Genomic DNA, 6,466 nt, shown 5'->3' on the forward strand with positions numbered 1-6,466 from the left:
CATGTCAAGGGGAATCATCTACGTGATGACGACGGTCGTTCCAGGCCTCGTCAAGATTGGCAAGACCGGCTGCCAGAACTTTGAGTCCAGGATGTACGGCCTCGAGCGCAACGGGTACTTCAACGTCGTCGGGCTCAAGAGGCACTTCGCCATCGAGGTCGACGACTACGACGCAAAGGAGGAGCTACTGGACGAGATATTCTCGAAGTCCCGTGTGCCGGGCTCCGAGCTCTTCGCGCTCGACGTCAATCTCGTGGTACAGCTTCTCTCCTCCCTCGACGGCACCAAGGTGTACCCGAAGGACGAGAGCAAGGAAGACGCGTTCGACCAGGCGACCGAGCAGCGGGCGGCAAGCTCCGACTGGTCGTGCATCCCCGATGGCACCTATCACATGGACCCGCACGTCAAGGGCATGCACGGGGCCAGCGCCACAATGGTCGCCTCGGGCGGCAGCTTCGTGGTGAAGGCCGGCAGCGTCTGCCTCACGGACCCCTCCGACAAGTGGAGACCAGAGGCGAGGAAGACCGCGTTGATCGAGAACGGGGTGCTCCGGCACGACGTGACGTGCAGGGCGCCCTCCACCGCGGGATGGGTGGTGCTGGACAGGTCGAACAACGGCTGGAAGGTCTGGAGGGCCGAGGACGGACGCTACCTCGACTCGCTCAGGAAGTCTAACGATTAGCAACCCGCAGTTGGGAGGCGCCCCGATGCCGGAGAGCCGCCCAGCCCCCTCTCCACTCCCCGCCGTCGCCAGGTGTTCCTGACGGCGGGGAGGGCGGCCGCGGGAGGGCTTGGCTGCGGCCGTGGCGGCTGGAAGGGGCGACCGCCCGGGTATTCCCCGAGCGGTCGCCTTCATGTCGCGGGCGGTGTCTGCGTTATGACGTCCCAGGTCACTCCCTGCTCTCCGCCCACTGCCAGGCGCCAATGAGGTGGCGGAGCTTCGCCTGGCGCTCTCCCGTCACGACGATGGAGACCACGTCGTGACGTATCGCGTCCACGTCGCCGTGGTCCGCGAGGTAGAGCAGACACGCGCGCCTCATTATCGCAAACTCGGCCGCGCCTACGCTGAGCTCGGGCATCCTGGTCGAGCCCTCCTCGTAGGCGGAGATGACGGCTACGAGCACCGTCTCGTCCCCGTCCGTGGCCACTATCGGCGCGTCCTCGCCGTCGTAGGACCAGCCGTCGGCCGCGTGGACCTCGTAGTCCCTGTTGGCTAGGAAGTCCCTCACGATGCCCTCGCACGTGGCGGCGAGCCCCTCCTCGGCCATGGTCGCGTCACCCTCTATCTTCTCGGTCATGATGACCTCCCTAGGACGTGGGAAGGCCCTTTGCCCTCCCTCGCCCAAAGAGCGGCAAGGCCCGCGTGGCGGGGCGGCGCGCCCCTGCGGGCGTGGCGCGGCGCCGGCCCGTCGCGCGGGCCGTCAGGGAGCGGGAAGAGGTGCTTGCTCCCTGTGCCAGCGTCTTGGGCGGGGGAGGGCACGGAGTTGCCGGAGCACAAGCACACTGTGCTCCTGCTCCGGCCGGGCGCTTTCGACGGGCGCGAGGATAGGGGATGGGGCAGCTATCCCCGGCGCAGCGAATGTCGGAAGGGCACCATCTTCCAAGGTCCCGCCGCCCCCCCTGCGGGGGGGGCGGTGGGACCGGCTGGCAGACGGCCTTTCGAAGAAAAGCGGCGAGCACGGGCTCACCGTGCAGGCTCGTCGTCCCCCGCATTGCCATGCGACACGGTCGCCTCGGCGAGCTCCCCTACCAAGCGCCCCAGGAGGCACATCGCGGCGTCCGCAGCGTCCCTTGGCGCGGAGGAGAGGTCGACGTGCTCCAGTATCGCCGAGACGCCCCTCTCCGCGAACGCGACCTCTTCGAGGTCCGCGTTGCCGCAAGCGTCGTAGATCCACCTCATGCCATTTCCTCCAGTCCTCGCGTCCGCTTGATGCGGCAGCCATGCTACGACGGACGGGAGCGATTGGTGGCGATGCGTCGCGTGGATTCTCCGGGCAAATGCAGGGAATTTGGTGCCGGTACCGGCGACCCGCGAATCGGGACGTCCGTCGCCCGGGCGCCTTGCGCCGGACCCGCCTTGGATGTCGGTCGGATCGGTCGCCGTGGCAGGATTGTCACACGCATGCTCCGAAGTCGGCACGCCACGATTCCGAAGGGGATCGGCCGCGCCGGATCCAGAAGACAAAAATTAGGCGGAGGCGCTCGCGCGTCCCCGCCACATAAAACCCTCTCGGGTTTTGCGATCTGTATTCACTATACCCATTCAGAACCAGCGGTCAACCAGCTCGACGAGGAATTCCATGGAAGCCTCCGCGGAGGCGTCGGGGCGTGTGACGGAGAGCACAGCCCTCACGTCGTCTGCCAGAGGGCGGAGGCGCGCCGATGCCTCGCCGGCGAGTGCGGTCCCCACCGCCATGCGCCTGTGGAGGAGCAGGAGTGTCGCTATCTGCTGGAGTCGCGGGTTCCTCATACGCGAAGAGCGCGACCGCTTCGAAAACCCCGCCTCGCGGAGAGCGGTCGTGAGCTCGCTTGGCGCTGGCCTCGCGACGTGGCCGTTGGTTCCGAGCCCGTTGATGATGGCGGCCGAGTGGGCGCAGGCGTTGCGGACGTCCCTGGCCTTTTTGAGCATGTAGTGCTCGTCGAGCATCGCCGCGTCGTCCCAGCGGCTTGCGCAGAAGCGGTACACGTCCGCGACAGTGCCGAAGGAGGAGAGCTCGAGCAGCACCCATATCGGCATCTCCTCGGCATAGTGCCTCTGGAGGTCGCCTGAGTACTCGTCGCGCCGGAGCCTCGATATCTCTGCCTCCCTCCGGGAACGCTCGGAGGGGGAGAGCGCCGCCATGTAGTCGCGCACGATGGAGTGGCCATCTTCGGAAGGCCGCCTCGCCACCTCGTCGAGCACCCGCGCCTTCGCGAGGTGCTCCGCGTCGAGCGCGAGCGGAAGGAGTGCCGCCCTGAGCTCTCGGTCGAGCCGCTCGAGGTCGACCAGATCGCAGAAGTCGAGGTTCGCGTACTCGCCGTCGTGTGCTCCTCCGACGCGCCTGGGGAAGAGAGTCCGATATGCGTACGTGGCGAAGAGGTAGGACTCTCGCGAGAGGTAGCGCATGGCGTCGGCTTCACCCATGCGCTCGAACGCGACCCCCTTGCCCCTGAGGAAGGCTATCTGCTCCTCGGGCTCGAGCTTCGGCTTCCCGCCCTTGTTCCGTTGGCCCATTCCAAAACCCGCCCGTCTGGTCGTCCTGCGGCTGGTGATGTCGTATTCTACGGCCTACGAGAGTCCCGCGGACATGATTCTGCCCATGAGGTCCATGCTCACCTTCTTGCTGTCGGCGAGCGCGTCCGCGTAGACGTTGAGGGTCATCGCGGCGTTGGAGTGGCCGAGGATGGCGCTCACGGTCTTCACGTCCACCCCCGACCCTATCGCCATCGTCGCGAAGGTGTGCCTGAGGTCGTGGAACCGCGGCGCCTCGCCCTGGGACCCGACAAGCTTCGCCACCCTCACGAACGCCCTCCACTCCTGCCCGAGCGCCATCGGGCTCTTCCAGGCACCGGTGACGGCGTTCCCCACGACGAAGAGCCCCTCGTCCCAGTCGAGGCCCATGGACTCGCGCTCGCCATGCATCGCGCGTGCCCTCGCCTCCAGCACGCGGGCGAGCTCGTCGCCGTAGGGGATGGTCCTGGCCGAGCTCCTCGTCTTCGGGGTGGAGAGCGCGAACGTGCCGTTCGCCCTCGTAAGGGCGTGCGAGACGCGGATCTTGCGGGACACGCGGTCGACGTCCTGCCACCTGAGGGCGCATATCTCCCCTGCCTCATCCCCGTCATGAGCGCGAGGAGGACGGCGGTCGAGAACGGGTCGGCGACGCTCCCCAAGGTCTGGTTGAGCTGACGGACGCTTGCGGCGTCGAGGGAGTTTATCGGATTCGTGGGCCTCTTGGGCGCGTCGACGAGGTCGAAGGGATTGGAGGGTATGTCGCCCAGCTTGCGCGCCCTGATGAAGGCGGTCTTGAGGAGCACGTGTGTGTGCGAGACCGTGTTTCCGCCGTAGCCGTCCTGCACCATGTCGCGCTCGAACTCCTGGATCTGCCGCGCGGTGACCTGCCCCACGGGGGTCTTGCCGAGCTCGGTGCCCAGGAGGTGCTTCGCGTACCAGCGGTAGCCGTCGGCCGTGGAGGCGAGGATGTTGCCGGTGGACTCCTTCAGGTCTATGTAGTCGAGGACGTAGCGGTAGACGGGCGTCTCGCAGGAGACAGTGCCGGAGAGCTCCTCGTCCTTCCGTACCTCCTCGTCGCGCCACTCCCTGAGGAAGTCCTCGGCGGCGCCCTTCCCGCGGTTGTCCCTGGTGACCTTCCCGGTCTTCCTGCTCACCCTGTCGGGGTAGCAGGCGACGGGGGTGTTGCGCGTCATCCTCCTCTGCCTGCCGTCCTCGTCCTGCCAGTTGATCGCGGCCCTCCAGTGGCCGGACCTCTCGTCCTTGAAGACGAACCCGTTGCTCAGATTCCTCGGCATCGTGCCCCCCATCAACGATTGAACCTCTGAAACGCCTGTCCTCGGCAGTCGTAGTACGTGTAGTACGTGGATAGTACGTGGCGTACTATTTGCGTACTGTGGACGACTTTACATGTTGGGGACTGTGGTCGCCGCATGTTCGCAAAGGTCGGCAAATGCCCAGTTAAAGAGCATAATTCGTGGAAGTGATGTCCTTTGTTGTCTATTGACTTTCATCAAGGATTGCGCCCTGGGGGTCAAGGGGTCGCAGGTTCAAATCCTGTCCACCCGACCAGGAAATGCAAGGTCAGAGGCTTAGGCCTCTGACCTTTTTCTTTCTTGAACCAAAAACGCGAATCGACAAGCAGTAGCTGGTATGGCGGGCTTGCATAGAAGTCTGCGCCTTGGTTCCACAAAAGCCGTGAGAAAGACCGGGTACCCCGGCGGACGCCCTCGAGGACCTCAGCAATCTCTGAGAATCGAGGTGGCAGCCCGTTGACCGGCATCTGCCAGACACCTGCAAGCCCTCCGCTAGAATGGACTGCACTTGTACTGCATGCGGCATTCGAGGAGAGTCCCCATGAAGTACTCAGAGCTCGTCGACTCCGGCGCCACCCCCACCGAGATTCAGGCGTTCCTCGTGGGTTCGGAGAACGTCCCGGTCACCATGCGGATCCCGCGGAACCTGCGCGACGCGGCGAAGGAGGCGGCGGAGCTGAAGGGGCTCAGCCTCACCGCCTACGTGAAGATGTGCCTCATCGAGAGCCTGCCGAAGGAGGGCTAGGCGTTGGAGTACCTGGACAACACCGGCCGCCAGCGGCTCGGAGACGCGCTCAAGGAAGCAATCGGCGAGGATGCGAGGCTATCGATCATCGCCTCGTACTTCACCGTCTACGCCTACGGCGAGCTCAAGGAGGAGCTCTCGAGGGTGAGGGAGCTTCGCTTTGTCTTCGACCAGCCAACATTCCTCAGGCGCATGCAGTCCGAGAAGGAGCCACGCGAGCGGGAGATCAAGCGCCGCGAACGGGAGATTGGCGTTGCTGGCACGGGACTCGAGCTCACGCTCTCGAACAACATCAACCAAAGGGCCCTCGCGCGCCAGGTTCAGAACCGCCCGGAAGCCGGGGATGATCGCGACCTCCGGAAGCTATGTCGTTGAGAACCCCCATGGCGAGGACGAGTCGTTCATGGGGTCTGTCGCGAAACGCATTCACCCTCGAGGGCCTGGGCTACGAGCGCCGCGCGGGCGTCGTCACCGGCGTCAGCCACTTCCAGACGAGCGCCGAGGCCGCCGGGCTCAGGGCCATGTTCGAAGGCGTCTGAGGGAGCCGGCAGCTCGTGGAGGACGTGACCGGCGCGGTCATCGACCAGCTGGAGACCCTCTACCGGGAGAACCCGCCGGAGCTCGTGTACTTCCTCACGCTCTACCACCTGTTCCGCGACTACATGGCGGACCAGGAGGACCCCATCAGGCCCGGACTCGACTTCGAGAAGTCCGTCGTGTGGAACAAGCTCTACGACTTCCAGAGGGACGCCGTAGTGGGCGCCATCCGCAAGCTCGAGAAGTACAAGGGCTGCATCATCGCCGACTCGGTGGGCCTTGGCAAGACCTTCGAGGCGCTTGCCGTCATCAAGTACTACGAGGAGCGCAACGCACGCGTGCTCGTGCTGTGCCCCAAGCGCCTGAGGGAGAACTGGACCCTCTACACGCGCGACAACGACGACAGGAACCCGCTCGCCGAGGACCGCTTCGCCTACACGGTGCTCAACCACACCGACCTCTCCCGCTACCGCGGGATGAGCGGCGACGTGGACCTGGGACGGTTCCGTCAAGTATCTTTCGCAAATGTCTTCTGACCCCCCTATGTCGGCAGGACTTGCTTGCGGCTTCCTAGTCCGTGCTAACGCTCCTCTCGTCCCAGTGGTCCAGCAACGACATGTCGAGGTACCTCCTCTTGCCCCAGTTCCCGTCCGCCACGTA

The 6,466-nt window shown here is 65.3% G+C and carries 9 protein-coding genes; 5 read left to right on the forward strand and 4 right to left on the reverse strand.

Annotated elements, in window-relative coordinates; genetic code table 11:
• Nucleotide 1 precedes the first annotated feature (1 nt).
• Nucleotides 2–682 (forward strand): DUF4357 domain-containing protein, encoded by a 681-nt coding sequence (locus VXJ25_RS04860; protein WP_330958082.1) that lies wholly within the window; start codon nt 2–4, stop codon nt 680–682.
• A 208-nt stretch (nt 683–890) separates the two neighbouring features.
• Here VXJ25_RS04860 and VXJ25_RS04865 read toward each other — a convergent pair whose 3' ends face one another.
• From VXJ25_RS04865 to VXJ25_RS04880, 4 genes are all read right to left on the reverse strand, one after another.
• Entirely contained in the window at nt 891–1,298 is a 408-nt protein-coding gene (locus VXJ25_RS04865; RefSeq protein WP_330958083.1) for a hypothetical protein, read from the reverse strand.
• A 386-nt stretch (nt 1,299–1,684) separates the two neighbouring features.
• On the reverse strand, nt 1,685–1,900 hold the full coding sequence (locus VXJ25_RS04870; protein WP_330958084.1) for a hypothetical protein: 216 nt from the start codon (nt 1,898–1,900) through the stop codon (nt 1,685–1,687).
• A gap of 363 nt (nt 1,901–2,263) precedes the next feature.
• Nucleotides 2,264–3,214 (reverse strand): Abi family protein, encoded by a 951-nt coding sequence (locus VXJ25_RS04875; RefSeq protein ID WP_330958085.1) that lies wholly within the window; start codon nt 3,212–3,214, stop codon nt 2,264–2,266.
• 54 nt (nt 3,215–3,268) lie between these two features.
• Nucleotides 3,269–4,294 (reverse strand): site-specific integrase, encoded by a 1,026-nt coding sequence (locus tag VXJ25_RS04880; protein WP_330958086.1) that lies wholly within the window; start codon nt 4,292–4,294, stop codon nt 3,269–3,271.
• 771 nt (nt 4,295–5,065) lie between these two features.
• Here VXJ25_RS04880 and VXJ25_RS04885 point away from each other — a divergent pair.
• Genes VXJ25_RS04885 through VXJ25_RS04900 form a run of 4 tightly spaced genes read left to right on the forward strand, consistent with a single transcriptional unit; the run spans nt 5,066 to nt 6,342 of the window.
• Entirely contained in the window at nt 5,066–5,269 is a 204-nt protein-coding gene (locus tag VXJ25_RS04885) for a hypothetical protein (RefSeq protein WP_330958087.1), read from the forward strand.
• 3 nt (nt 5,270–5,272) lie between these two features.
• Nucleotides 5,273–5,644: a phospholipase D-like domain-containing protein gene (locus VXJ25_RS04890; RefSeq protein WP_330958088.1), complete on the forward strand. Its 372-nt coding sequence runs from the start codon at nt 5,273–5,275 to the stop codon at nt 5,642–5,644.
• The gene (locus VXJ25_RS04895) at nt 5,635–5,808 is read left to right on the forward strand and encodes a hypothetical protein (protein ID WP_330958089.1); all 174 of its coding nucleotides are present in this window, start codon (nt 5,635–5,637) and stop codon (nt 5,806–5,808) included. Before VXJ25_RS04890 ends, VXJ25_RS04895 begins: the two co-directional genes overlap by 10 nt.
• Before the next feature lie 15 nt (nt 5,809–5,823).
• On the forward strand, nt 5,824–6,342 hold the full coding sequence (locus VXJ25_RS04900) for an SNF2-related protein (protein ID WP_330958090.1): 519 nt from the start codon (nt 5,824–5,826) through the stop codon (nt 6,340–6,342).
• The last annotated feature ends 124 nt before the right edge of the window (nt 6,343–6,466 follow it).

Origin of the sequence: Olsenella absiana (assembly GCF_036408855.1) — a bacterium.
GTDB lineage: Bacteria > Actinomycetota > Coriobacteriia > Coriobacteriales > Atopobiaceae > Olsenella_K > Olsenella_K absiana.

Bases quoted from the DNA above. Each gene is read 5' to 3' on its own strand.
- VXJ25_RS04895 (WP_330958089.1), top strand. From the start codon at position 5,635: ATGTCGTTGAGAACCCCCATGGCGAGGACGAGTCGTTCATGGGGTCTG.
- VXJ25_RS04860 (WP_330958082.1), top strand. From the start codon at position 2: ATGTCAAGGGGAATCATCTACGTGATGACGACGGTCGTTCCAGGCCTC.
- VXJ25_RS04865 (WP_330958083.1), bottom strand. From the start codon at position 1,298: ATGACCGAGAAGATAGAGGGTGACGCGACCATGGCCGAGGAGGGGCTC.
- VXJ25_RS04885 (WP_330958087.1), top strand. From the start codon at position 5,066: ATGAAGTACTCAGAGCTCGTCGACTCCGGCGCCACCCCCACCGAGATT.
- VXJ25_RS04875 (WP_330958085.1), bottom strand. From the start codon at position 3,214: ATGGGCCAACGGAACAAGGGCGGGAAGCCGAAGCTCGAGCCCGAGGAG.
- VXJ25_RS04870 (WP_330958084.1), bottom strand. From the start codon at position 1,900: ATGAGGTGGATCTACGACGCTTGCGGCAACGCGGACCTCGAAGAGGTC.